Origin of the sequence: Bradyrhizobium zhanjiangense (genome assembly GCF_004114935.1) — a bacterium.
GTDB lineage: Bacteria > Pseudomonadota > Alphaproteobacteria > Rhizobiales > Xanthobacteraceae > Bradyrhizobium > Bradyrhizobium zhanjiangense.
On the sequence record NZ_CP022221.1, the window covers coordinates 3,999,948 to 4,024,105 of the forward strand.

The 24,158-nt window shown below is 64.5% G+C and carries 22 protein-coding genes and 2 pseudogenes; 10 read left to right on the plus strand and 14 right to left on the minus strand.

The window, feature by feature from the left end; genetic code table 11:
* The first annotated feature begins 60 nt into the window (after nucleotides 1–60).
* Nucleotides 61–279 (plus strand): DUF3126 family protein, encoded by a 219-nt coding sequence (locus XH85_RS18790; protein WP_007602550.1) that lies wholly within the window; start codon nucleotides 61–63, stop codon nucleotides 277–279.
* 16 nt (nucleotides 280–295) lie between these two features.
* On the opposite strand, the gene XH85_RS18795 is transcribed toward XH85_RS18790, so the two are convergent.
* From XH85_RS18795 to XH85_RS18805, 3 genes and pseudogenes are all read right to left on the minus strand, one after another.
* A complete protein-coding gene (locus tag XH85_RS18795; RefSeq protein ID WP_128932999.1) occupies nucleotides 296–1,612 on the minus strand; it encodes an FAD-dependent oxidoreductase in 1,317 nt (438 codons plus the stop codon).
* Nucleotides 1,609–1,914 (minus strand): ferredoxin family protein, encoded by a 306-nt coding sequence (locus tag XH85_RS18800; protein WP_091889461.1) that lies wholly within the window; start codon nucleotides 1,912–1,914, stop codon nucleotides 1,609–1,611. Before XH85_RS18800 ends, XH85_RS18795 begins: the two co-directional genes overlap by 4 nt.
* Nucleotides 1,915–1,916: 2 nt before the next feature.
* Nucleotides 1,917–4,042 (minus strand): annotated as a pseudogene (locus tag XH85_RS18805) (molybdopterin-containing oxidoreductase family protein).
* A 195-nt stretch (nucleotides 4,043–4,237) separates the two neighbouring features.
* On the opposite strand from XH85_RS18805, the gene XH85_RS18810 reads away from it, so the two are divergent.
* Nucleotides 4,238–5,137, plus strand: a complete 900-nt coding sequence (locus XH85_RS18810; RefSeq protein ID WP_245474153.1) for a helix-turn-helix domain-containing protein — start codon at nucleotides 4,238–4,240, stop codon at nucleotides 5,135–5,137.
* A 285-nt stretch (nucleotides 5,138–5,422) separates the two neighbouring features.
* On the opposite strand, the gene XH85_RS18815 is transcribed toward XH85_RS18810, so the two are convergent.
* The gene (locus XH85_RS18815) at nucleotides 5,423–6,130 is read right to left on the minus strand and encodes a hypothetical protein (RefSeq protein ID WP_128933000.1); all 708 of its coding nucleotides are present in this window, start codon (nucleotides 6,128–6,130) and stop codon (nucleotides 5,423–5,425) included.
* Nucleotides 6,131–6,352: 222 nt separating this feature from the next.
* Here XH85_RS18815 and XH85_RS18820 point away from each other — a divergent pair, with 222 nt between their 5' ends.
* The 3 genes from XH85_RS18820 to XH85_RS45940 all read left to right on the plus strand — a co-directional run bounded on the left by XH85_RS18820 (nucleotide 6,353) and on the right by XH85_RS45940 (nucleotide 9,030).
* Complete coding sequence (locus XH85_RS18820) at nucleotides 6,353–6,682, plus strand: DUF6949 family protein (RefSeq protein WP_091889455.1); 330 nt, start codon at nucleotides 6,353–6,355, stop codon at nucleotides 6,680–6,682.
* A gap of 94 nt (nucleotides 6,683–6,776) precedes the next feature.
* Nucleotides 6,777–7,307 carry a gamma carbonic anhydrase family protein gene (locus XH85_RS18825; protein ID WP_128933001.1) on the plus strand — a complete coding sequence of 177 codons (531 nt, stop codon included), beginning with the start codon at nucleotides 6,777–6,779 and terminating at the stop codon, nucleotides 7,305–7,307.
* Between the two features lie 130 nt (nucleotides 7,308–7,437).
* The gene (locus tag XH85_RS45940; RefSeq protein ID WP_245473505.1) at nucleotides 7,438–9,030 is read left to right on the plus strand and encodes a PAS-domain containing protein; all 1,593 of its coding nucleotides are present in this window, start codon (nucleotides 7,438–7,440) and stop codon (nucleotides 9,028–9,030) included.
* Between the two features lie 160 nt (nucleotides 9,031–9,190).
* Here XH85_RS45940 and XH85_RS45180 read toward each other — a convergent pair whose 3' ends face one another.
* Nucleotides 9,191–9,364, minus strand: a complete 174-nt coding sequence (locus XH85_RS45180; RefSeq protein ID WP_164940301.1) for a hypothetical protein — start codon at nucleotides 9,362–9,364, stop codon at nucleotides 9,191–9,193.
* A 96-nt stretch (nucleotides 9,365–9,460) separates the two neighbouring features.
* On the opposite strand from XH85_RS45180, the gene XH85_RS18835 reads away from it, so the two are divergent.
* Together XH85_RS18835 and XH85_RS18840 are read left to right on the plus strand one after the other, a co-directional pair.
* Nucleotides 9,461–9,790, plus strand: a complete 330-nt coding sequence (locus XH85_RS18835; protein ID WP_128933002.1) for a hypothetical protein — start codon at nucleotides 9,461–9,463, stop codon at nucleotides 9,788–9,790.
* 103 nt (nucleotides 9,791–9,893) lie between these two features.
* On the plus strand, nucleotides 9,894–10,232 hold the full coding sequence (locus XH85_RS18840; RefSeq protein ID WP_128933003.1) for a hypothetical protein: 339 nt from the start codon (nucleotides 9,894–9,896) through the stop codon (nucleotides 10,230–10,232).
* 195 nt (nucleotides 10,233–10,427) lie between these two features.
* Here XH85_RS18840 and XH85_RS18845 read toward each other — a convergent pair whose 3' ends face one another.
* From XH85_RS18845 to XH85_RS18870, 6 genes are all read right to left on the minus strand, one after another.
* Nucleotides 10,428–10,922 carry a hypothetical protein gene (locus tag XH85_RS18845; protein ID WP_128933004.1) on the minus strand — a complete coding sequence of 165 codons (495 nt, stop codon included), beginning with the start codon at nucleotides 10,920–10,922 and terminating at the stop codon, nucleotides 10,428–10,430.
* Nucleotides 10,923–11,099: 177 nt separating this feature from the next.
* Nucleotides 11,100–11,831: an aspartate/glutamate racemase family protein gene (locus tag XH85_RS18850; protein WP_128937329.1), complete on the minus strand. Its 732-nt coding sequence runs from the start codon at nucleotides 11,829–11,831 to the stop codon at nucleotides 11,100–11,102.
* 20 nt (nucleotides 11,832–11,851) lie between these two features.
* Nucleotides 11,852–12,730: an ABC transporter permease gene (locus XH85_RS18855; protein WP_128933005.1), complete on the minus strand. Its 879-nt coding sequence runs from the start codon at nucleotides 12,728–12,730 to the stop codon at nucleotides 11,852–11,854.
* A 3-nt stretch (nucleotides 12,731–12,733) separates the two neighbouring features.
* A complete protein-coding gene (locus XH85_RS18860; RefSeq protein WP_128933006.1) occupies nucleotides 12,734–13,693 on the minus strand; it encodes an ABC transporter permease in 960 nt (319 codons plus the stop codon).
* Nucleotides 13,693–14,982: an ABC transporter substrate-binding protein gene (locus XH85_RS18865; protein WP_164940791.1), complete on the minus strand. Its 1,290-nt coding sequence runs from the start codon at nucleotides 14,980–14,982 to the stop codon at nucleotides 13,693–13,695. The genes XH85_RS18860 and XH85_RS18865 overlap by 1 nt, the downstream gene beginning before the upstream one ends.
* A gap of 42 nt (nucleotides 14,983–15,024) precedes the next feature.
* A complete protein-coding gene (locus XH85_RS18870) occupies nucleotides 15,025–16,011 on the minus strand; it encodes an ABC transporter ATP-binding protein (protein WP_128933008.1) in 987 nt (328 codons plus the stop codon).
* Between the two features lie 257 nt (nucleotides 16,012–16,268).
* Here XH85_RS18870 and XH85_RS18875 point away from each other — a divergent pair, with 257 nt between their 5' ends.
* The 3 genes from XH85_RS18875 to XH85_RS18890 all read left to right on the plus strand — a co-directional run bounded on the left by XH85_RS18875 (nucleotide 16,269) and on the right by XH85_RS18890 (nucleotide 20,883).
* Nucleotides 16,269–16,976, plus strand: a complete 708-nt coding sequence (locus XH85_RS18875) for a GntR family transcriptional regulator (RefSeq protein WP_128933009.1) — start codon at nucleotides 16,269–16,271, stop codon at nucleotides 16,974–16,976.
* 412 nt (nucleotides 16,977–17,388) lie between these two features.
* Nucleotides 17,389–18,936, plus strand: a complete 1,548-nt coding sequence (locus XH85_RS18885; protein WP_164940792.1) for an FAD-dependent oxidoreductase — start codon at nucleotides 17,389–17,391, stop codon at nucleotides 18,934–18,936.
* A 180-nt stretch (nucleotides 18,937–19,116) separates the two neighbouring features.
* Nucleotides 19,117–20,883 carry a CYTH and CHAD domain-containing protein gene (locus XH85_RS18890; RefSeq protein ID WP_128933010.1) on the plus strand — a complete coding sequence of 589 codons (1,767 nt, stop codon included), beginning with the start codon at nucleotides 19,117–19,119 and terminating at the stop codon, nucleotides 20,881–20,883.
* A gap of 116 nt (nucleotides 20,884–20,999) precedes the next feature.
* On the opposite strand, the gene XH85_RS18895 is transcribed toward XH85_RS18890, so the two are convergent.
* The 3 genes and pseudogenes from XH85_RS18895 to XH85_RS18905 all read right to left on the minus strand — a co-directional run bounded on the left by XH85_RS18895 (nucleotide 21,000) and on the right by XH85_RS18905 (nucleotide 23,930).
* The gene (locus tag XH85_RS18895) at nucleotides 21,000–21,623 is read right to left on the minus strand and encodes a transglutaminase-like cysteine peptidase (RefSeq protein ID WP_164939481.1); all 624 of its coding nucleotides are present in this window, start codon (nucleotides 21,621–21,623) and stop codon (nucleotides 21,000–21,002) included.
* A gap of 330 nt (nucleotides 21,624–21,953) precedes the next feature.
* The gene (locus XH85_RS18900) at nucleotides 21,954–22,565 is read right to left on the minus strand and encodes a PilZ domain-containing protein (protein WP_091889429.1); all 612 of its coding nucleotides are present in this window, start codon (nucleotides 22,563–22,565) and stop codon (nucleotides 21,954–21,956) included.
* 158 nt (nucleotides 22,566–22,723) lie between these two features.
* Nucleotides 22,724–23,930, minus strand: a pseudogene (locus tag XH85_RS18905) (MFS transporter).
* Nucleotides 23,931–24,158 lie beyond the last annotated feature (228 nt).

A 24,158-nucleotide genomic window follows, 5' to 3' on the forward strand; every position in this document is an offset into this window, starting at 1 on the left:
TGGCGGTTCGTCGCGTCTCGTCGTAAACCCCGCCAACCAGATTTCGATTGGAGACTTGCCGTGGACGTCAAGGAAGTGAGAAAGCTCGACGCGTATCTGAAGCGCGTGTTCGGCAATCCCAAGATTCGCGTCGTGCCGCGGCCGAAGAAGGACGATTCCGCCGAGGTCTATATCGGCGAGGAATTCATCGGCGTGCTCTTCGTCGACGACGAGGACGACGACCGCTCGTTCCAGTTCCAGATGGCGATCCTCGAGGACGACCTCGTCGACCAGGAGTAGGCGTAGCGCCTCGGAGTCACGCATCCACCGCGGCGAGCATCTCGGGGATCGTGACAAACTTCTCCCGGGGCTTGCCGAGCGCGGCCCCCCGGCGTTTCTCGGCCGCGTCGATCGTGCCCCAATCCGGATAGCTCACGATGCGTGCGACGCGGCCGGTCAGGCGCGCAAGCAGTGCGTCAGGCGTATCCGAGCGCGGCCGTCGATGGGCGATATCCGCCAGGACGACCTCTGCGGTGGCAATCCCGCAGCCGCGATTGGTGCCGATCGTGCCGTTCGGTCCGCGCTTGCTCCATCCGCAGACATAGAGGCCCTCGATCACCGAACCATCGACTGCGACACGTCCGTCGACGTTCGCATGCACGCCGCGATGCGCGTCATAGGGAACCCCGGCCACAGGCGTGGTCTTCCGGCCGACGCTGCTGAGCGAGAGGCCGCATGCGATGTCCTCGATAGCGCCCGATCCTTGCTTGAACGCGATGGCCTCTAGGCGGCCCCGTCCTCGGAGCGCGACAGGAGACAGACCAAAGCGAAAAACGCAGCGCCGTGGCTTCGTCACGGCCGTCCGCGAGAACGCGCGCAGCAACGACAATTTTTCGGTCAGCTCCGGATCGTTGGGACGTCGCGGCTCGAATTCTTCGGAGGTGACGTTGCGCACGTCGACGCATGTGTCGCATGCGCCGAGTTCGAGAAAGTCACGTAATTCCTTTGCGGTGAACCTGGCCTGCGCCGGTCCGCCGCGGCCGACGACGTGGATTTCGCGGATCCGGCTCTCTGCCAGGACGTCGAGCGCGTGGCGCGCGATGTCGGTCCGGCGCAGCTCGTCCGCGGTCTTGGCGAGGATGCGCGCCACGTCGAGAGCGACGTTGCCATGGCCGATGACGATCGCGGTCTCATGCCGAAGATCGAACCACAGATCCGCAAACTGCGGATGCCCGTTGTACCACGCGACGAAATCGCCCGCCGTGTGGCTGCCCGGCAGTGCTTCGCCGGGGATGTCGAGCGCCCGGCTCAGTTCCGCGCCTGTCGCGAGCACAACGGCGTCATAGGCCTCGCGCAGCTCGTCGATCGTGAGGTCGTCTCCGATCGTGACGCCGCCGATGAAGCGAAACCCGGGCATGGCGGCGATGCGGTCGAAGGCCGTTGTGACCTGCTTGAGCTTCGGGTGGTCGGGGGCAACGCCGAACCGTACCAGGCCGTACGGCACGGGGAGCCGTTCGAACATGTCGACAGTCACGGGCGCGCCCGAGCGCAACAGGGCCTCGGTGGTGTAGAAGCCACTCGGTCCGCTGCCGACGACGGCGATGCGAACTTCGTTTGCAGCAGACCCCGTCATCGGCCCAGCGCCTGCCTGCGTTCATCGGCCCCCGGCAGAGCCGGCAGGCGCGCACTGATGACGGGAGTTTCAGTCGCGCGCTTGCGGTTGACGTCGATCCAGTACTTCTTGTCCGCGGCGAGGCGATAGTCGGGCTCGATCGCGCCGACCGGGCATGCCGGCGCGCAGCCACCGCAATCGATGCAGTTTTCCGGATCGATGTAGGTCATGGTGTCGTCGACGTGGAAACACTCCACGGGACAGACGGTAACGCATTCGGTGTATCGGCAGCCGCGGCAATTGTCGGTGACCACATATGTCATCGTCAGGCCCCGCTGACCTGAACGAGGATGTCCGAGAATGTCGGGGCACGGCCGAGGTCGGCGAAGGCGGGAGGCGTCAGCACGTGAACCGTCGCGCCCTTGCGATTGGATCGCTGCCAGTAGCCGGACGGCGCCACCACCACACCCGGCATGACGTCGGCCGAAACGGTCGCGAAGGCCTCGAACGCGCCACGGTCGTTGAACACGCGAATGGGCGCGCCCGCGACGATGCCACGCTGTGCCGCATCGTCCGGATTGAGGAGCACTGCCTGTTCCTCGCCCGCCTGCGCGGTCTGTGCCGGCAGGTTGCCGTAGTTCGAATTCAGGAAGGCGTGGCTCTTCGGCGAGATCAGGCTGAGCGGATAGCGCGTCGCGAGCAGGGGCGCCGTGCGCGGGTTCTCGTTCGGCGGGATGTAGTGGGGCAGGTGATCGACTGGCGCGGCGTCCTGATCGCCATTGTAGCCCTGGCGGAACAGCGGCACCACGAAGTTGCCGCCGCCGGCGATGGTCGAGCTGAACTCGCACTTCCCTGATGCGGTCGGAAAATTGCCCTCGCGTGCGGCGCCCAGTCGGCCGGCGCGGGCATGTTGAGGCGCGCATAGCCCTTGGCCTTGATGCCGTCGAGCGTGATCCCGGCGAGCACCGGGCTGCTCCAGTCGAGTGAGGCTTCGATGATCTCGTCGTCGCTCCGGAAGAAGGCCGGGTCGGTGATGCCCATCGCGCGCGCGAGCCGGCGGAACAGCTCGGTGTTGGACACGGCTTCGCCGAGCGGCGCGATCGCCTGGTTGTTGTAGGACAGATAGAGATGCCCCCAGGAGAACATGATGTCCTTCTGCTCGAGCTGCGTGGTCGCGGGCAGAACGATGTCGGCGTATTTGGCGGTGTCGGTCAGGAAGTGCTCGCTGACGACGGTGAAGAGATCCTCGCGTTCTAATCCCTTTTCGAGCTTGCCCTGTTCGGTCACCATCGCCATTGGATTGGCGTTGTAGACGAAAAGCGCCTTGATCGGCGGATCGAAGCCGAGCTCGCCCGTCAGCGCCGCTCCAAGGCGCCAGGAATTGAGCACGCGCATCTTCTCCGGCTGGAGATCGGGACGCATCAGCACGTCCCATCTGACCGGGAACGCCCAGATCGGGAGCTGGAGCAGCCCGCCGCCGACATGCTTCCAGGCACCGATCAGTCCCGGAAGACAGGCGATCGCGCGCACGGTCTGACCGCCGCCGGCATGCCGTTCGACGGCGACGCCAATGCGCACGACGGCCGGTGGTGTCGTCGCATATTCCCGCGCCAGCTTGACGATGTCGTCGACGGGAATGCCGGTTTCCTGCGAGGCGAATTCGGGTGTGTAGCTGGACGCCCGCGCGGCCAGCTCGTCGTAGCCCACGGTGTATTTGTCGACATAGTCGCGATCGACCAGATTCTCCTTGATGATGACGTGGATCATCGCGAGCGCCAGCGCAGCATCGGTGCCGGGACGGATCGGAATATGCCAGTCGGCGAGGCGTGCGGTGCGGGTGCGGACGGGATCGATCACCACGAGCTTGGCACCGGCCTTCTTCGCCTGCTCGATGAACGGCCAGTGATGCGAGTTCGTGCTCAGTGTGTTGCAGGCCCACAGGATGATGTATTTCGAGTGCACGAAGCTTTCGGGGTCGACGCCCGGCGTGTGCCCGATCGTCATCATGTACGCCGTGCATGAGGCGGAATCGCAGAAGGTGCGCTCTAGAACCGTCGCGCCGAGCTTGTTGAAGAGGGGATCGCCGACGTTCAGCCCATTGATGATGCCCTGCGTGCCCAGATAGCTGTAGGGCAGGATCGCCTGCGCACCGTGCTCGGCAATGACGGATGTCCAGCGCGAGGCGATGGTCGCGAGCGCTTCCTCCCAGGAGATCCGCTGGAACTGCTTGGTGCCCTTCGGTCCGACGCGTTTGAGCGGATACAGGACGCGCTTGTCACTGTAGACGCGCTCCTCGTAGTTGTTGACCTTCACGCAGAGCCGTCCGCGCGTGAAGGGGTGATCGGGATTGCCCCGGACGGCGATGGCCTTGCCATCCTCGACCGTGGTCAGGATGGAGCAGGTGTCCGGGCAGTCGTGGGGGCACGCGCCTATTACCGTGGTCCGGGCCATGGGTCTCTCCGCTTCCCGATTCAAGTCGGTCAAGGATGCGGCCGGCGGGCGCGGCCTGGCTTTTCAAAATGTGCGGTCTTGTTGTCCCGGACTGCTCTCGGCCCGTGGACGGCCGGCCGGATGTCTGGCATGCTAATTGCTGGACCCGGCAATACCTTTCTACCCACACATCGCGTGATCTGGCGGAGATTTCCGATGGGTATGCTCGGCAATTCTGTCGATAAATATGTTACCGGCAGAATGCTTCAGACGTCCAACGACCGGCGGTGGGGACACCTTTTGGCCGAGCGATGGAGCCATGAGCCAGGCGATCTTCCGCCGCAATTGCCGCGCGACACCGAGATTGCAATCCTGCTACGAGGCAGCTCGGTCGTCGATCGCGAAGGCGCAGGCATGCGGCAGCGCACCTTCGGCCGAAAGGGCACCGTCTGGCTCTGCCCGGCCGGCATCCGCGAAGACTTCATCCGTGTCGAGAACCAGATGCAGGAATGCCTGCATCTCTTTCTCCCCGGCAAGCCGTTCGACGACACCATGCTCCGGGATCTGGACATCGATCCCTCGGGTATCTCGATCCGCTACGAGACCATCGATCAGGACATGTTCATCGAGCACGTTGCTGACCGGATCCTGAAGGAGCTCGAACAGGAGACCTCCACCGGCCGGCTCCTGATCGAAAGTCTCGGGCGCGCGTTGTCAGCCCATCTCGTGCATACCTACTCGGCAACTGCAGTCAGGCTCCGGCAAATCAACGCCGGTCAGCGGCCACTCGACGCCAAGCGGCTGTCGCGCGTGACGGAGTTCATCGATGCATCCGTCGAGCGCGAGTTCACGGTCAAGGATTTGGCATCGGTGGCGTGCATGAGCCCGGCGCATTTCTCTCGCAGCTTCAAGGCGGCGACAGGTAGCGCGCCGCATGAATATGTCAGCCGGCAGCGTCTCGATCTGGCCAAGCGGCTGCTGTCCACCAGCGATCGCCCGCTGGTCGACATCGCCTATGCCGCGGGATTTTCATCGCAGGCCAATTTCAACCGCGCCTTCCGCAAGGCGGTCGGGACGACGCCGAGCCTGTATCGGGCGCAGAAGGGCCGGGACTGAGGCTTCCGTCAGAGGACGGCGTCAGGGGCAACAGGATCAGAGCGATCTGGCCGGTCTCGTCAAACCCCAACCGCTCGCGCCAAAGCAATTGGGCGCCGGGAGGTTGGCGCGTCATTCAAATCCGCCATCGCCATGATGCCATCATGCTCCTGTTTTGCCCGACGGGTCAAGGTGGATTTCGTAAAATACGAAAATGCTCCATGCGGCAGATGCTTGGCTATTGTGCATGGGGTTGTTTTCGAGATTTTTTGTCGGGAGGCTACAGCCCGCAAGCTGCGATGACTGTCAGCTCCGCGGCCCGCGCAGCTGCGCCGTCAGCTTCTCCATTGCCTCCGCCACGTCACGCCACTGCGACAGCCAGCTCCGCGGAAAGCGGAAGGTGAGGTCGGCGCCGCCGACGCGCCGCTCGGAGAGGCACATGCCGGGCGTCGACGCATCGCGGGTGCAGCGCGCGCTCAGCGCGGGGCTTGCGGCGGAATAGAGGTCCTCGCTGCCGTAAGGGGTGTCAGCGCGGAACATCCGCATCGTCAGGCCTTCCTCGGGCTGGGTTGCGGCCTGGTCGAGATAGCGCGGATAGATCGTGGCTGTTCGCTGCTCCGGCGCGAGCGCATCGTGATGGGCCGCGATCGACAGGAAGATGCGATCGATCGATTGCACCGTCGCCTCCACCGTGTCGGCGGTGACGTGCTTCGGTGCGCCGGGCGGCTCCAGCGAGGGATAGAGGAAGTCGAGATCGATGCGCTCCTGCGGCCCGGTGTGGCGCTGGATCTTCATCCGGATCGCCGATGTCGGCAGGTTGAACAGCGTGCCGCCGACGCTCACCGGCAGCTTGTCCGGGGCGTTCGCACCGCGCGTGCCCCAGGTCGGCCACAGCAAATAGGCGACGAGCGCCACCGCGCACGCCGCAGCCGCGCCGCTGAGCACGATCGGGACGACGTGCGCGCGGGTGTGCGTGCGGGGAGAGCGAGAGGAGGCTGCCGAAAACACCGTCATGAGCTAACGCAAGGTAAGCCGAAGTCGGCCGCTGGCCGACGAATCAGCGGCGAATATGCCATGTGGCGGCGATTTCGCGCAGCGCCCCCGGCTGCGGGAAAGGGGGAGAGCCCTGCGCCGGACGGGAGGCGGCGTTAACCTTCTCTTAAGGATAATGTAGCGTTAACCGGCACTATTTGTCACAGGAAAGGTGCCAGCGTTGCGTAAGGGCGGACCGTTCCGATGACACCTGAAGCTCTCAATACCTTCTTCTCGATCTGCATCGGTTTCGCGCTCGCGGGCGCGCTCGTGAACGGATACCAGGCGGTCGCGCAGCGTCCCGCCGGCTTCGGCCTGTTACAGGACGGCGTGGCGCCGAAGACCTTCGCGGCGGTGCCGTTCCTGGTCTTCGCGGCGCCCTTCATCATCATGCGCAACACGCTGCGCGGCATGCGCGTGGAAAGCCGCCGCGCCGAGTTCGTGATGATGGCGACCCTCATCGCCGGCTTCTGGAGCATGATGAGCGGCACCTTCTTCCTGATGACGCTGCGCGCAGCCGGCGTGCTGGGCTGACGCCTCCGGCGCGTTCAGTGCTGCCCGGCCGGGCGACCCTTTGCGTCCAGGCCGCCGTTTCGCTATGCCAGGATCGTCCTGACAGGAGACCTCCATGGCGATCTACGAGCTCGACGGGCAGGCGCCCGACCTTCCCGCCGACGGCAATTATTTCATCGCGGAGACCGCCACCGTGATCGGCCGGGTGCGCCTGAAGCCGGGCGCGAGCGTCTGGTTCGGCGCGGTGCTGCGCGGCGACAATGAGTGGATCGAGATCGGCGAGGGCGCCAACGTGCAGGACGGCTCGACCTGCCACACCGATCTCGGCTTTCCGCTTGTCATCGGCAGGAACTGCACGGTCGGCCACAACGTCATCTTGCACGGCTGCACCATCGAGGAGGGCGCGCTCGTCGGCATGGGCGCGATCGTGATGAACGGCGCGAAGATCGGCCGCAACAGCATCGTCGGCGCCGGCTCCGTCATCACCGAGGGCAAGGAGTTCCCCGAGCGCTCGCTGATCATCGGCTCGCCGGCGCGCGTGATCCGCACGCTCGATGACGCCCAGGTCCAGAAGATGGGGAGTGCGGCGAGGTTCTACGTGGCCAACGGTCCGCGGTTCAACAAGGGCTTGAAGCGGATCGGCTGAGATGCCCGCCGGCTGTGCCTAGCCCCCACGGCAATGGTTCCGTACCGTAAAAATACAGGCGGGCCCTTTAATCCTCCGCTAGCGCGATCACGCTTATCGTTGAGCGTTTTCAACCAGGAGGAGCGGCGCCATGGACGCGACGGCGCTGGGATCCGGCTTCGGAGCCGGAACCAAATTTCTGAAGAAAGTCGTTCGTTTTGTTCGCGGCGCCGACACGCTGACGGTCGTGGAGAAGGTTTACAGCGTCGCCGGCTTCCTGGCGATCGTCACCACCTTCCTGCTCGTGATGTCGATCCAGTCGGTGCGCTTGCAGACGACCTATCGTCAGATGCATGCGTCCTCGGCTGCGGCGGCGATCAACGTCGGTCGCATCAAAGCGCTGATCTATGCGATCGTCATGGAGTCGCGCGGCATCTACATGACGGCCGATCACGGCAAGATGAAGCAGTTCGCGGACGGCCTCTTGCGTCGCAACCGTGAGCTGGCCGAGGCCGTGAAGAGCATGGAGAAGGACGTCGGCGACGACGATGCCGAACTGTTCGCGAGTTTCCGGCAGCGGATCACGCAGTTCATCGACTTCCGTCAGGAGCTGGTGCGGCGCGGAGTGGAGATCAGCTCGGCCGCGGCGCGCGAATGGGGCGACAACGACGCCAACCGGACAGTGCGCAGTAAGCTCAACAGCGGTATCGAGGCGCTCGAGCGCATCTACCATCAGCGCGCTCGCGAGGCGGACGAGCTCGCCAACGAGAACCGCTATGCTGCCGCCTATCTGTTCGCGCTCGGGCTGGCGGCGCTCATCCTTGCGGGACTGAACGTCATCGTCATGCGGCGATCAGTGGTCGGCGCGCTGGCCGAGATCACGCAGGCGACTGACCGGATCGCGCAGGGCGACGTCAAGAGCGAAGTGCCGCATCTGCGCCGTCACGACGAGATCGGGCATCTTGCGCGCGCGGTGCAGAATTTCCGCGACGCGGTGGCGCGCATCTTCGAGCTCGAGGAGCTCGAGCTCGGCACCGCCCAGGCGCGCGACGCGGCCATGACCGAGCGCGACAAGTTCAACGACAAGTACCAGGCCAAGAAGTGGCAGCTCTCCGCCGCGATCAACAGCATGCCGCAGGGCCTGATCATGCTGGACGGCAAAGCCAACGTGGTGGCGATGAACGCCAACTACCGGCGGATCTACAATCTGCCTGAGACGATCCAGCCCGGATCGACGCTCGAGGAAATCCTCCAGCACCGAGTCAAGAGCGGACTGTTCAGCGGCGACGTCACGAAATATGTCGGGGCGGTGCGCGACCGGATCGCCAGGCGGGAGCCGACGGCCTACGAGATCTCCCTCAACGACGGCCGCATCATCAAGATCTACGAGCGGCCGATGGACGGCGGCGGTTGGGTGTCGGTGCAGGAGGACGTCACCGAGCAGCGCCAGCGCCAGCGTATCCTGGAGCGGATGGAGCGCTTCCTCGCGACCATCATCGAGAACGTGGCCGAGGGCATCATCGCCAAGGACGCGTGCAATCTGCGCTACGTCTTCGTCAACAAAGCCGCCGAGAAGATGATCGGCATGTCGCGTGGCGAGATCATCGGCAAGACGGCGCGGGAATTGTTCTCCGTGGAGGCGGCCGAACTGATCGAGCGGCGCGACCAGCAGCTGCTGGGCAGAAGCAGCAGCTCGAGCCGATCGTCGATACCATCGACAATCCCGCGCGCGGCCGCCGTGTGATCTCCGCCCGCCGCGTTCAGATCGGCGGCGCCGACGAAGAGTCCCACATGTTCGTGACCATGGTCGAGGACCGGACCGAGAGCATGGTGGCGGCCGCATAGTGACCGGATCGCGCCATCCGGAGGGGGGAGCGTCAGTGTCCCTCGGATCCGCGCGGTCCCTACGATCCGCGCGGTCCCTCGGATTCGCGCGCTTCGGTCGCGCCCGCAACCTTCTCGTGGCCGGCGGCCCATAGTGCGTGCTCGTCGCTACCGTCCAGGTAAGGATTGGCCTCGGCGGGGATGCTTTCGCGCGCGGCGCGCTCGCCTTCAGCAAAAGGATCGCGATCGGTCATCGTGATTTGGCCTCCTCGCCTTCAAGCTGACCTGACGGCATTTGTTCCGGAACAGGTGCTCGCCGCAGCGGTTGACCGGCAAAGGGAGAATTTCCGATGTCTGCCAGATCGTCCGCAATCAAGACCATGATGGTGATCCTCGCGCTCACGGCGATGCCGGCCACCTCGTTCGCGCAGGCGACCGGCGGCTCTGCCGGATCAACCGGAGGCTCTGCGGGTTCGACCGGAAGCTCTGCGGGACCGACGGGGGGCGTCACCAACTCGCCAGCTCCGCCGCCCGGGACCAACAGCCTGGGGACGGCTCAATCATCCGGTCCGGGCTCCGGTGCCACCATCGGCACCGGCTCGGGCGCCGCGGACGCCACCGTCAATGCCGAGAACCGGCTGCTCGACAAGAAGATGAAGAGCATCTGCCGCGGCTGCTGACGCTCGCGCGGAATTGAGACAATGTGGCTGTCAGGAATGCCCAAGCGACATTAGCTTGATCCTGCTTTGAAGCGTGGAGCGTGTCCACGCGGAGGATCGAGTGATGTTAGGCAAGATGATCATGACGACGCTGGCCATCGCGGCGGTCGGGCTGTCGGCACCGCACGTGGCCGAGGCGCGCGGTTTCGGCCATGGTGGCTGGGGCCATGGCGGGCACGGCCATTGGCATGGCGGCGGCTTCTGGCCGGGCGTTGCGATCGGGGCGGGCCTTGCCGGCGCCGGCTACTACGGCACTTATTATGGTTATGGCTATCCCTATTACGGCAGCCCCTATTATTATGGTGCCGGCTACGACGACGGTTACGGCGGCTGCTACGTCGTTCGGAAGCGGGTCATGACGCCAGCTGGATGGCGATACCGCCGCGTGGATGTCTGCGAATAGCATCCTTGGCGAATAGCTGGGCCCATCAAAGAACAAGGCCGTTGACGCAGTATACCGTCAACGACCTTGCCAGCCCCGGACATTGAAATCGGCTTACGCCATCCGGTAACCGCGAGGATGGCGCGGAATCACACGGGCGAATGTGATCCAGTTCACAAGTGGCGAAAATAAAGTTCCAATCGCGCTGGGATCGGCTCAGCCGCGCGAACGCTTGCGCGCGCTGGCGTGGACGCGTTGCCGCGCCGGTTTCCTGCGGGTAACCGAGGGTGTTTCAGCCTCGGTGGCCCGGGCGCTGGCAAAGGACTGCCGCAAGCTATCGATGGACTCGTTCAGCGTCGCGACCTGCTCGGACAGGCGCTTGGTGTCGGCCTGCTGCGCTGCCATCAGCCGCTTCATGGTCTGGAGCTGATCCTGCACGACCTGGAGCTGGTCGATCGATTCCTGCTGAGTCGCCTCCAGCCCCTTGGTCTTCTCGACCAGCTGCTCGGACACCTGTGCCGTGCGGGCCTGGAGCAGCCGCGATGCCACCACCCGATCGGTCTCCGGTGCCGCTCCAGTATAGGCGCGCCAGACCGCAATCGAGGTCACGCCGGCGATGAGCAGGAGAAGTGCGGCGGCGGTCAGCGCGATCGGTTGGCCGCCGAGGCGAAGCAGGGGGGTGGACGGTGTGTCCTGTGCGAGATCGATCATCGCGAACAAAGCCCAAATTGAAACTTGGTGCGTGGCGAAGGCCGGCAACCAGAGGTCGCCGGGGCGTCCCGAAAGCCTTACGTTTCGGCAAGGAATAGGACCAAAAAGAGGCTAAGGACAAAAAAACCAGCAATCAGGAGACCTTAGGGCCTCCGAAGGCCTCTTAAGGGGCACGGATCAGGGCTGAAACGGCGAAAACGTCCCGGAATAGGTCTTCGACCGAGGCCTCGCATAGGGGCCGAGGCGGGACGTCGTCAGTCCCAGCCGCACTACTGATTCCGCCAGCGTCACGGCGGCGGCGACGCCGTCGACGACGGGCAGGCCGTACGTGGCGGCGAGCTCGCTGGCGAGATCGGCCATGCCGGCGCAGCCGAGCACGATCGCCTCCGCGCGGTCGTCGCGGATCGCGGCCGAGATCTCGGCGGAGATCTTGCCGATGGCGTCGGCGTTGCGCTCCTCCAGTGCGAGCACGGGGACCTCGGCGGCGCGGACGCCGGCGCAGCGCTCGGCGAGGCCGTATTTCCGCAAGTTGTGTTCGATCGGCACGATGGAGACACCGAGGGTCGTCACCACGGCAAAACGCGCCGCGATCAGGCTCGCCATGTGGAAGCCGGCTTCGCCGATGCCGACCACCGGTGCCTTGGCGGCGGCACGCGCTGCGTCGAGGCCGGTGTCGTCGAAGCAGGCGATGATGTGCGCATCCGCGCCGTCGCGATCAGCCTCGCGGATGCAGCCGAGCATGCCGGGCACGGCGAAGGCCTCGTCGTAAAAACCCTCGATCGAGACCGGGCCCATCGCCGGCTGGCGCGCATCGATCACGGTGCCGGGCAGGGCGATGCTGCGCGCCGCAGCGGCGATCTTTGCGGTCATCGACGCGGTGGTGTTGGGATTGACGACGTGAAGGCGCATCGGATCAGACAAGTCCCTTCTCAGACGAGTCCCTTGCCGGCGTCCGAGCCCTTGGCCGCCTGCCGCTTGTTGAGCATGTGGATGGTGCCGAGCGCAAGCGTGATCACCGCGAACGACACTGCCGAGATCACGGTGCCGAGCGCGTAGATGTCGGGGTTGGTCACCGTGGTGGTGAGGCCCTGCAGATCCAGCGGCAATGTATTGACCGCGCCGATCGCCTGGCTGGAGCGCGCGAGCTCGTCCCAGGACAGCGTGAAGCCGAACAGGCCGATGCCGATCACCGAGGGCAGGATGATCGGCAGCACGACGTGACGGAAGGTCTGCCACGGCGTCGCCCCGAGATCGCGCGCGGCTTCCTCGAGCCTGGGGTCGAATCGGTTGAAGATCGCAAACATGATGAGCAGGCCGAACGGCAGCGTCCAGGTCAGGTGCGCGCCCAGCCCGGAGGTGAGCAGACCCATCGAGGTCTCGAAATTCTCGTTCCAGTGCGCCTTGACCAGATCGTCGATGATGCGGAATTCGAGCGAGATGCCGAGCGAGGTGATGATCGAGGGCACGATGAGGCTCGCAATCGCCGAATAGAACAGGATGCTCTGTGCCTTGAATTTTCTGCGGAAAGCCATGCCGGCGGCGACGGACAGGACGACGGTGGCGATCATCACGATCACCCCAAGCAGCAGCGAGCGGCGGAAGGCTGCGCCGAGATCGACGATGCCGGTGCCCTGGAACAGTTTTGCGATCCAGAACGTCGATACACCGTTCATCGGGAAGGTGAGGCCGCCTTGCGGACCCTGGAACGACAGCACGTAGATCGCGATCATCGGCCCATAGAGAAACAGCACGTAGGCCGCGAAGAAGATCGCGAGCACGTAGAAAGAGCGCGGACGTCCTTCCTTCATGCTCTAGAGCTCCTTCTTGATGTCGACGATGCGCGACATCATGGTGATGATCAGGAAGGTGATCGCGAGCAGGATCACGGCGTTGGCCGCGGCGGCGGGAAATTGCAGCGCATTCACCCGCGTCTCGATGATCTTGCCGGCGGCGGCGATCTGCTGGCCGCCCATCACGCCAATGGTGATGAAGTCGCCCATCACGATGGTGATGACGAAGATCGAGCCGATCACGATGCCGGGTTTTGCCAGCGGGATGATCACGTTGACGAGTGTCTGGAAGCCGCTCGCGCCGGCGTCATAGGCGGCCTCGATCAGCGACTTGTCGATGCGCACCATCGAATTGAAGATCGGCACCACCATGAAAAAGGTGAAGAGGTGGACCAGCGCCAGCACCACGGAGAATTCGGAGAACAGCAGCCATTCCAAGGGATGGTTGATCAGGCCCGTCTTGATCAAGCCTGAGTTCACCAGGCCGTTGCGTCCCAGCAGTGGAATCCAGGCGATCATGCGGATCACGTTGGAGGTCCAGAACGGGATGGTGCACAGCAGCGACAATCCCATCTGCCAGGTCTTGGACTTGACGTGGAAGGCGAGGAAGTAGGCGACCCAGAAACCGATGAAGAGCGTGATGGCCCAGACCATGAAGCAGAGCTTCAGCGTCTTCACATAGGTCTTGCCGATGGTGCAGAGATCGGGGAGCTGCGCGACGCAGCCTTCGAACGTATCGGTATAGCCGCGGCCGGAGAAGGCCGGCAGCAGCTGGTATTCGTTGTAATCCCAGAACGAGACGATGACGACGAACACCAGCGGAATCAGGAAGAAGGCGAGAAACACCAGCATCATCGGTCCGGCCTGCAGCCAGGAGATGAAGGACGGCGACAGGCGCGTCGCTTTCGCGGCGCGCGCTGTGCCCGACCCCGGGATCAAGCCCGGGGATGCCTGTTGCAGGACTTCTTCCGACATATCCATTACGCCGCGATGAACTCATTCCACTTGCGGACCATGTAGTCGTTCTCGTCCATCACGGCGTTCCAGCAGGCGACGCCGCCCATGCGGTCCTCATAGGAACCGCCGTCGCGCACGGCGCCGGCCTTCTCGAGCAGCGAGCCGTCGGGCGCCTTGATGTCCTTCTCGGCCGGCTTGCCCTCCATCCAGTACGCCCACTCGTAGGGCTCCATGTGGGCCTTCGCGGTGGAGAGCACGGCCGAGTAGTAGCCCTGGCGGTTGAGATAGGCGCCGGCATAGCCGGACAGGAACCAGTTCACGAACTCATAGGCCCAGTCGAGCTTGGGACCCGAGACGCCCTTGGAGACGCAGAAGCCCGAGGCCCAGGAGCGGTAGCCTTCCTTGAGCGGCTGGAAAGTGCAGGCAATCCCCATCGAGCGCACCTTGGTCACCGCCGGCGACCACATCGACTGGATCACGGTTTCCCCTGAAGCCATCAGGTTGACGCTCTCGTTGAAGTCTTTCCAGAACGCGCGGAACTGGCCGGCCTTCTTGGCCTCGGTCATCACCTTCATGGTGAGATCGATCTCCTCCTTGGTCATGTTGCCCTTGTCGGCATATTTGTATTTGCCGGTGGCTTCCACGACCATGGCGGCATCCATGATGCCGATCGAGGGGATGTTGAGGATCGAGGCCTTGCCCTTGAATTCGGGATTGAGCAGCTCGGACCACGAGCTGATCGGCCGCTTGATCAGGTCGGGACGGATGCCGAGCGTGTCGGCGTTGTAGACGGTCGGGATCAGCGTCACGAATTCGGTCGCCGACGTCGCAAACTTCTTGGAGTCCTTGCCTTCGAGATAGAGCACCTTCCAGGGCGCGGTGCCCTGGCCTCCAATCTTCTTGCCGCCGGGCGTCTCGCCCTTGGTGAAGACCGGCGTGATGTTGTCGAACTCCTTGATCTTCTTGGCGTCGAGGGCAAGGATGTTGCCCGACGGCACGATCTTCTTCAGTGAGAAATATTCGGTGTCCAGCACGTCGAAGGAGTTCGGCTGGGTCATCACGCGCTTCGTGACGTCGTCGGTGGTTGCGGTGATGTATTCGATCTTGATGCCGGTATCCTTCAGGCACTGTTTGGAGATGTCATCGCCCTCGTTCACGGCGGTGCCGAGATAGCGCAGCACCTTCGCGTCGGCCGACTTCACATAGGGGAAGCCGGTAATGGCGCCGGAGCCGGCGGCAAGGCCGGCGAGACCCGCGGTGCCCTTGAGCAGCGTGCGGCGGCTGACGCCCTTCGTCCTGGTGGTCTCGGTCATATCAGTCACTCCTCTGTTGCGCATTCCAGTGATCGATCGGCGCTATTGCAGGCGTTGCGCCTTGGCGGGATCCCAGGTGGCCAGCACGCGATCGCCCGGACGGAACGGGTGGACGTCGAAGCTGGCTTCGGGAACGTGGGAGAACAGGGCGGTGCCGTCGTCGAGCGTGAGCGAGACGGCGACGTAGGAGCCCTGGTACTCGGTCTGGGTCAGCAGCGCCGGCGCGCCGAAGGCGCCGTCGGTGAACGGGACGATGCCGAGTTGATCGGCGCGCACGGCGATGAGCTTGCCGGCGTCGCTGAGCACGTTGTGGCCGCCGATGAAGCGCGCCACGAATTCGGTGCGGGGATGGTGGAAGATGTCGCGCGCCGTGCCCTGCTGCTCGATCCGGCCGTGGTTCATCACCACGATATGGTCGGCGAGCGCCATTGCCTCTTCCTGGCCATGGGTGACCTGGATGAAGCTGATGCCGAGCTCGCGCTGCAGCCGCTTCAGTTCGCCCCGCATCTTCACCCGCAGGAAGGGATCGAGCGCGGAGAGCGGCTCGTCGAGCAGCAGGATCTGCGGCTCGGTGATCAGCGCGCGGGCAAGCGCGACGCGCTGCTGCTGGCCGCCGGAGAGTTGCGCGGGCAGGCGCCCCGCATAGGGGCTCATCGCCACCAGTTCGAGCAATTCGCCGGCGCGCTTGTGGCGTGTCGGCTTGTCGATGCCGCGCATCTTCAGTGCGAAAGCGACGTTGTCGATGACGCTGAGATGCGGAAACAGCGCATAGGACTGAAACATCATCGCCGTGCCGCGCTTGGCGGGCTCGAGGTCGGTGACGTTCTGCGCGCCGAGGATGATATCGCCCTCGCTGACCGCCTCATGACCCGCGATCATGCGCAATGTCGAAGTCTTGCCGCAGCCGGAGGGGCCGAGCAGGCAGCAATAGGTGCCGGCCGGGATCTTCAGGTTGACATTGTCGACCGCCAGCGTCGTGTCGTAGCGCTTGGTGACGGCAACCAGTTCGAGAGCGGCGGGAGTGGCCATGGCGTGTCCGACAGGAGGGCGATGCTTCCCGCCTCTCTCCGCAAGGTCCGTGCCAACGGCTCTCGGCCGGTCAATTTTTCGAAACTGTGCAGCGGAGTCAGATCGTTAGATCAAATCTGGCGCAGCCAGGCTGCCTGCCGCATGCGCAGTCATCTGCACACAAAACGGGCGAAGATTGTATAAACTTTCGCCTGTGATTGGATACAGCTCGTCGACTAACATTCGCAGCGGAACGTTGTCGATCGAGCCTTACAACCATGGCCGCCAAGACCCGCCCGAAATCCGACGCGCCGGACGCTAGCGATCGCGTCAGCCGTATCCGGGAGGGCGTGACCGCGGCGATCCTCGAGCACCGCCTGTTGCCCGGCACGAAGCTCGGCGAGGACGAGATCGGCGACATCTACGGCGCCAGCCGAACGCTGGTCCGCACCGCGCTCCAGCAGCTCGCGCATGAGGGCATCGTCAATATCGAGAAGAACCGCGGCGCCTTCGTCGCGCGCCCGACACCCGCCGATGCCCGCGAAGTGTTCGAGGCGCGCCGCCTGATCGAGCCCACCATCGTCGATCACGCCATCGATGCGGCATCGCCGGCCTGGCTCGATCGCCTCCAGCGCCATCTCGCTGAAGAGCGAGAGGCCGAGCTGCGTGGCGATGCGCGCGCCTCGGTCCGCCTCTCCGGCGAGTTTCACCGCCTCGTCGCCGAGATGAGCGGCCACAGCATCTATCTCGGCTTCCTCAAGGAGCTGATCGCGCGCTCCTCGCTCATCATCCTGCTCTACCGCCGCCATGACACGCCGGCCTGCGGCACCGATCACCACGCAGGCATCGTCGCCGCGATCCGCAAGCGTGACAGAGAGGCGGCACGTGCGCAGATGCTGTCGCATCTGACCGAGATCGAGGCCGAGCTGTTCTTGAAGGATCCCGCCGCCGACGAGCTTCGGCTGGTCGACGTGCTCGGCGCCTGACCGGCACGGATCGCAAAGTCTGTAGGAGAAGTTGCGGCCGGACCTGCGCGACCGCATCAGCGGCTGAGCTCGCTCTCGGCGGCAAGCTGCCCGTCAGGCGTGATCTCGTATTCGCCGTCGTGCTTGGTCATCCATCCTGACCTGACCATCTCTCGTGCAAGCTGTATCGAGCAGATCGGATGATTGCCTCCTGGGTAATACAGCCTGTCATTCCGGACGAGCAGATGTCCGTACAATTGAGCCTGACGTAACGCCCTGCGCATTCCGGGTGATGGATTTTTCATGTCGTTTCAAGCGCGAGCGCGATGAAGGTTCCTAATGAACGCGGTGTCTCAATGCGATTTCCGCTCGCCGGCCGCCGGGGAGGAACCCTGTTCCTGCCGCCTCGTTTTTTCTTGCGAGGAGTACTGTCATGAATGTACGGGACGAGCACACCCGATCGCTCTGGATGGATGTTTCGGTTGCCGACGCGCCGGCGCTATCCGGTACGGTGGGTACGGACGTCGTCGTTGTCGGTTCTGGAATTGCCGGGATGTCGGTCGCCTATGAGCTTGCCAGCCACGGACGCTCGGTCGTGGTGCTGGACCGCGGCGGCATCGGCAGTGGGATGACGGCGCGCACCACCGCTCACCTGGCAACGGCGCTCGACGACGGCTACGACGAGTTGGTGAGGGTGCGCGGCCCTGACCGTGCGCGGCACTACTATCAGAGCGTCGCTGCCGCGATCGATCGCGCCGAGGTCATCCAGCTTGCCGAGCATATCGATTGCGATTTTCAACGCGTCGACGGTTACTGGGTGCTGTCGCCCGAAACGCCCGCATCCGAACTTGACGAGGAATTGGTTTGCTGTCGCAAGCTCGGAATTCCGGTCGAAAACCGGATCGAGCCAACGCCGTTCCATGCCGAGGGCCAGGTGCGTTCGCTACGCTTTGCCCGGCAGGCGCGCCTGCACCCGACCAAATACCTCGCGGGTCTGGCGAGCGCACTCGAGCGCCGGGGGGCGCGGCTCTACGCCGACACCTGTGTTGAGAGCATCCGTCAACAGCATGGCGACATGGTCGTGACGACCGCCTCAGGCCACGAGGTCCACGCTGCCGACGTGGTGGTCGCGACGAACTCGCCCGTCAATGTGCAGGTGGCGATCCACACCAAGCAGGCGCCTTATCGCACCTATGCGCTCGCCGCGAAGATTGCGGCCGGCGCGCTGGAGGATGCGCTCTATTGGGATACGCTCGATCCCTATCATTATGTCCGACTCCAGCCGTTCTCTGCCGACGAGGATATCGTGATCATCGGCGGGGAAGATCATAAATCGGGCGAAGCGAACGACGGCGTACAGCGCCTTGACGCGCTCGAGCGCTGGGCACGCGATCGCTTGACGGGGTTGAGCGAGGTCACCCATCGCTGGTCCGGCCAGGTGCTGGAGCCGGTCGATTTCACCGGCTTCATTGGCCGCAGCCCCGGCGAGGAGCATCTCTTCATCGTCAGCGGCGATTCCGGGCAGGGGATCACGAACGGGCTCGTCGCCGGCCTGTTGGTGACGGATCTGATCACGACGGGCGCGAGCCCTTGGGAAGAAGTCTACGCTCCGTCACGGAAGATTCAGAAGAACATCGGCGAGTTCATCAGCGAGAACATCACGCCGCTGAAGAATTTTGCGGAATATCTTGCGGCGAGCGAGATGGCGAGCGTCGAACGGCTGCGGCCGGGCGAGGGGCGTCTGGTCCGCAGCGGCCTGAAGAAGATTGCCGCTTGCCGGGACCGTAACGGACGTCTGCATCTGCACTCGGCAAGCTGCACCCATCTCGGCTGCGTCGTGCACTGGAATGCGCTGGAGCAGTGCTGGGATTGCCCGTGTCACGGCTCGCAATTCGCGCCCGACGGCACCGCACTCAATGGCCCGGCGGTGTCGCCGCTTGCGAGCGCGGAGAAGCCGGTCAATCTCGAAGCCGCGGAGTGAGCGGCAATCCCTCGAAAAGCTGCGGGCAGGCCTTTAAGGACCTCCGCCGCCGCTGAGCTGTGGTTCGCGGATGTGCGTCGCATGTGGACGATGATGCATTGCGACGTAACCTGACTATTCCTCGCGGGGCTTGCCGGCTATATGCTCGCGCTCTGTCATCGAACTGTCATGTACCCCAAAATGCTGAAGTCAGACTCAACACCGGCCCGCAAGACTCCGGGCGCGCCGGATGGGAATCCTGCTCCAAAGGACAACAAGAGAACGCAAGTCGTCGCCGGCTTCCTCAGGCAGATTGAACCCGCCGGGCCAGGCGCAGAACCTCGGATCGAGGACGCCGTGAGTGATCAGACGTCATCGCAAGAGACGACGCCCGATCCGGAACCAGCCCCGTCGAGCGTTGACGCGCGTTCGGCCGGTGAAATCGAACTCAAGCTTCTCGTCGATGCCGATCGCATGGCGCATTTCAACGCTGCGCCGGTCATCACGGCGAACGCGCGCAATAAGGGCACGCGCAAGCATCTCAAGTCCGTCTATTATGACACGCCCGACCGCGCGCTTAGGCGTAGCGGCCTTAGCTTGCGCGTACGCCAGAGCGGCGCGCGCTTCGTGCAGACCGTGAAGACTGACGCCGCGGACGATCCGCTGCGCCGCGGCGAGTGGGAGGCGAGCGTGCCGTCGCTGGCGCCCGATCTCGCTCTGGCGATGCCTTTCATTCCGGAGAATCTTCGCTGCCACCTCGAGGCGCGGCCGCTCGAAGCCGTCTTCACCGCCGACGTCCATCGTCATGCGCGGATGGTCGATCTGCCGTCCGGCACGGTCGAAGTCGCCTTCGACCAGGGCGAGCTGACGGCCGGCGATGGTTCGCTGCCGGTGAGCGAGATCGAGCTGGAGCTCAAGAGCGGCAGCGCAAGCGCGATCTATGAGGTCGCGCTGCGGCTTGCGGAACGCGGGGCGGTGAAGCCGTCCATCCGCACCAAGTCGGAGCGTGGCTTCGACCTTGCCGCCGGCAAGCCGCCCTCGGCACGGCGCCCGCGGAAACTTCGCCTCGATCCGTCCGTGACCCTTGACGAGGCCTTCGCGACGATCCTGCGCTCCTGCTTCCATCATCTGCTTCAGTCGCTGCCCGCCGCCGAGGACGGCCGCAATCCGGAAGGCGTCCATCAGCTTCGCGTTGCGCTGCGCCGGTTGCGCTCGGCGCTGGACCTGATGCGATCGGTCGGCGCGCTCAGCAATCTCGATGCGTTGCGGTCGGAGGCGCGCTGGCTGGCGCAGGATCTCTCCGCCGCGCGAGACTGGGATGTGTTCCAGCTCGAGACATTGCCGACAATCGCAAAAGCCTGTCCTTCGATCGCCGGCTTCGATGCGCTCGGCCGCGCCGCGGCCGGGCGTCAGGCTGACGCCTATCGCAAGGCGCATGATGCGCTCGCCGACCGCCGCTGCGCCGTGTTCCTGATCGGCCTCGGCGGCTGGATCGAGACACGCGGCTGGCGCAACGACGTCGCCGCCGAAGATCTCGGCCAGCTCGCCGAGCCCGCCGTCAACTTCGCGCAGCGCATCTTGTCGGAGCGATACGCCAAGGTGCTCAAGCGCGGGCGCCGCTTCAAGTCGCTCACGATCGAACAGCTGCACCGGGTGCGGCTCGCGACGAAGCGGCTGCGCTATCTCAGCGAGTTCCTGCTGCCGCTGTTTGCCGATCGGAAGTCTGCGAGAAAATTTGCCCGCAGGCTCGCCGGTTTGCAGGAGGAACTCGGCGCATTCAACGACATGGTCGTCACGGCATCGTTGCTGGATCGGCTCGATGCCGAGCCCGACAGCGCCATCGCCGCGGCGGCGATCGCCGGCTGGCAGGCGCGCGCGTCGGTTGGCGTGCAGCCCGCCTTGCAAAGTACGTGGCGCGATTTCACCGCGGCGCGCGTGCCCTGGTCTCGCCGGACCGCACAAGACTGATCGTATTCCTCAAAAAGTTGCGGCCAGCCATTGGGGGATGGCTGGCCGCGCGCGAACCGGTCTGGGACGGGGAGGGGTGGGGATGTGACCGGGTCGCGTAACCTGTTGTCTCGTTCCTAATCTCTGGCGCTGGCGGTGGAGACCGCCGGCTTGGTATCGCCGAGCGAGACCCAGACGTTGGGATCGCTCTGCGACTGGCGCTTGACGAAGCGGTAGCCGGTCTCGGTCCAGGCAACGACGCTCTCGTTCTGATTGTCGAGAACGAACTCGCCCTTGTCGGTCTTCACCGTCAGCACCGCGTGGCCTTCGCCCTTCTTGTCGCGCACGACGGTGATGAGCAGGGCCTCGCGCGGCCATCCGGCATCGATCAGCATCTTGCGCTTCAACAGCACGTAGTCTTCACAGTCGCCGTAACCGTCCGTCGGCAGCGACCACTTCTCGATCACGCCCCAGTGCTCCTGATCGGTCAAAGGCTTCACGGTCTCGTTGACCCAGCGATTGACCTTGACGAGGTCGCGCCATGCAGCCTGCGACATCACGATGTCGCGTGCCTGCGTCGGCCCGCCCTTGCACTGAGCGGCATTGTCCGCACAGAACTCGACCCAGCCGATCGGCGCACGCGTGGTGTCGCCGAGGCTCGCGTAGAGCAGACGGCCTTCGCCGGCCTGCGCTGTCGCGCTGATCCCGAAGAGCATGGCGGCCAGCGCCAGCCCTTTCCCCTGTCCCCTGAAGTCAAACATTGCGGCCCCCGTTTCTTGTTGGGACCACATTTCGCACGGAGCTTTTGAGTTGCCGCTAAGTCAGCCAAGTCAAGTCGAGACGAATGCAAGTAAAAGGCGCGGCGAATTCGATCTATACTTGAATCGAATTCTCATAAAATTTGAGATGACTGCAATTGATTCAAATTTTATCTATTAACACGCAAACGCTGGCGGAGCCGTTGTTTGCGCGCACGTGCACCCCTCGCGTTAACTCGCGTAGAGCGGGTCGCAACGCACGAAAAGGCGGCGTCCGCATCGCGGAGGCCGCCTTCGAGGCTGGAAATGCAGTGGTTTTGACGTCGTCGCGCTTTACCGCGCGGTAACGCTCTCTTCGAGTGTCTCGGCCGGCTGCTCGTGCATGAATTCGAGGGCGAAGCCGTCTTCGAGGTTTCGGACCACACGGCCCTGGACCCGGCCGAGCAGAACCGTCGATTTCAGCGGCGGGCGGTTCTCCGCGGCAATCGCGGCGCCTGACAGCGACAGGTCGATGATGCGGCAGGTCATCTTGGTGCCGTCCTCGAGCGTCAGCACCGCGATCGGATTGCGCGGCACGATACGATCGTGACGGCGGTCCTCCGGCAGGTTGAGGATGTCGCGGTTGGCGAGCCAGGTCAGCTGGGCCGCGAGCTTGTCGCGCTTCCTCGGCGTTGCCCCGATCGTCATGGCAAAGCCATTGTCGATGATCCGGGTGATCTTGCCCTCGACCCGGCCGATATGGTCGAGATAGGCGACGACGCGGTCGCCGACATTGCCGATGCCGGGGGCCAGCAGCGCGAGGCCGCCCGGCGACATGTTGATCACCTGGCAGGGGAATTCACGGCGGTCCGGCAGCATGTAGCGGCCGAGCAGGTGCACTTTCACCCGCTGGAAACGCCGACGCTCTTCGGCGGCCGGAAGAAATTTTCTGTTCGCTAACGCCATTTCCAACACCCGACCCCCCGCCCGGGCGGAGTCCGGCACGACCCTAAGGTGCATAGGGTTAATGCCGCGTTAGGATCGGCGCGCCGGTAACGGACAGACACAATGCGCTCGAAAAGCCACATCAAGGGCGGGCAGGCGAGGCCGCCGGGCGGGACCAGTCAAGCCGCTCGCAGGCGCCGCCGATATAGAAGACCCAGCAGCGCCAGCAGCACCACCGCCGAGAGCCCGAGCGACCAGTGAATGCCGATCGCGGCGCCCGATAGCCCGACGGTGATGCCGCTGAAGGCCCGCATGCCGAGTCCGGCCATGTTGTAGAGACCGACGACGCGGCCGCGGATGTCGGATGGTGCGTTCAGCTGCACCAGCGCCTGCGCCATGGTGTTGAACGAGAGCTCGAAGAAGCCCGCGCAGAACAACAGCACGATAGATCCGCACGGAGGCGAAGCCGAAGAGCGCCACGCTCCACAGCATCGCCAGCATGATCGCCGTGCGCGGCGTGCCCTTGAGGCGTCCCCAGGACTCCAGCGCGATGCCGGCGAGCAGCGCACCAGCCGCGTCAGCCGCGAGCAGCACGCTGTAGGAGACGCCGGGATCGCCATGGCCGAGGTCGCCGGCAAAGCCCGGCATCTGGGCGTGATAGGCGTTGCCGATCATGAAGGACGTGAGGCCGGCGAGCCACGTCATCGCTGACAGCACCGGCTGGGTGCCGATGGCGCGGATGGTCAGCACGATGTCGGCAAGGCCGCGCACCGCGAAACGCCGCACGGCGACGCTCTTGTCGCGCAGCGGTGCCCAGAACAGCCAGAGCAGCATCGGCAGATAGAACAGCGTGTTGAAGATGATGCCGTGCGAAGTGCCGAGCGTGAGCATGATGATTCCGCCGACGGCGGGGCCGACCAGGATGCCGAGATAGCGCGCCATCGCGTTCAGCCGCACCGCGCTCGGAAGATCGGCGGGGCCGACGAGGTCGTAGAGCAGCAGCTGGTTCGGCGTCTGCCACAACACGCCGGCGCAGCCGTGGATCACCAGCAACAGCATCGCGTGCCACATCTGGATCGTATCGGTGAGGAAGAAGAAGCCCCAGCCGGCGGAGGCGACGATGAACAGCACCATGCCGCACTGGATGATGCGGCGCGGATCGAACCGGTCGGCGAGCCCGCCCACCGCGACCGAGAACAATAGGAATGGCAGCCAGTGCGACAGCACCGCAAAGCCCGCCAGCGCCGGCGAATGGAATTTCTGGAACACCACCCAATAGCTGATCACATGCTCGACATTGTCGGCCATCATCGCCAGCACGTAGGCGACGAACTGGAGTCGGTAGGGCACCGACTTCATGGCCGCGAACGAGCCGGACGCGACCATGGGATTTTGAGGGAGGGGGTTCAAGTGGGCACCAAGGTAGGACTTGGGCCGCCTTACACGTTCGGCGTCAATGGCTCAAGACACTTGGGTGTGTGAGTTAGGAGCCCGTAGCCCGGATGGAGCCGACGCGTAGTCCGGGGCCGCCGGTCTCGCATTCCGCTTTGCTCCATGCGGGCTACGAGGCTGCCCGCTTGGCACCAGCCCGCATCTCACATACGCTTCGCTTCA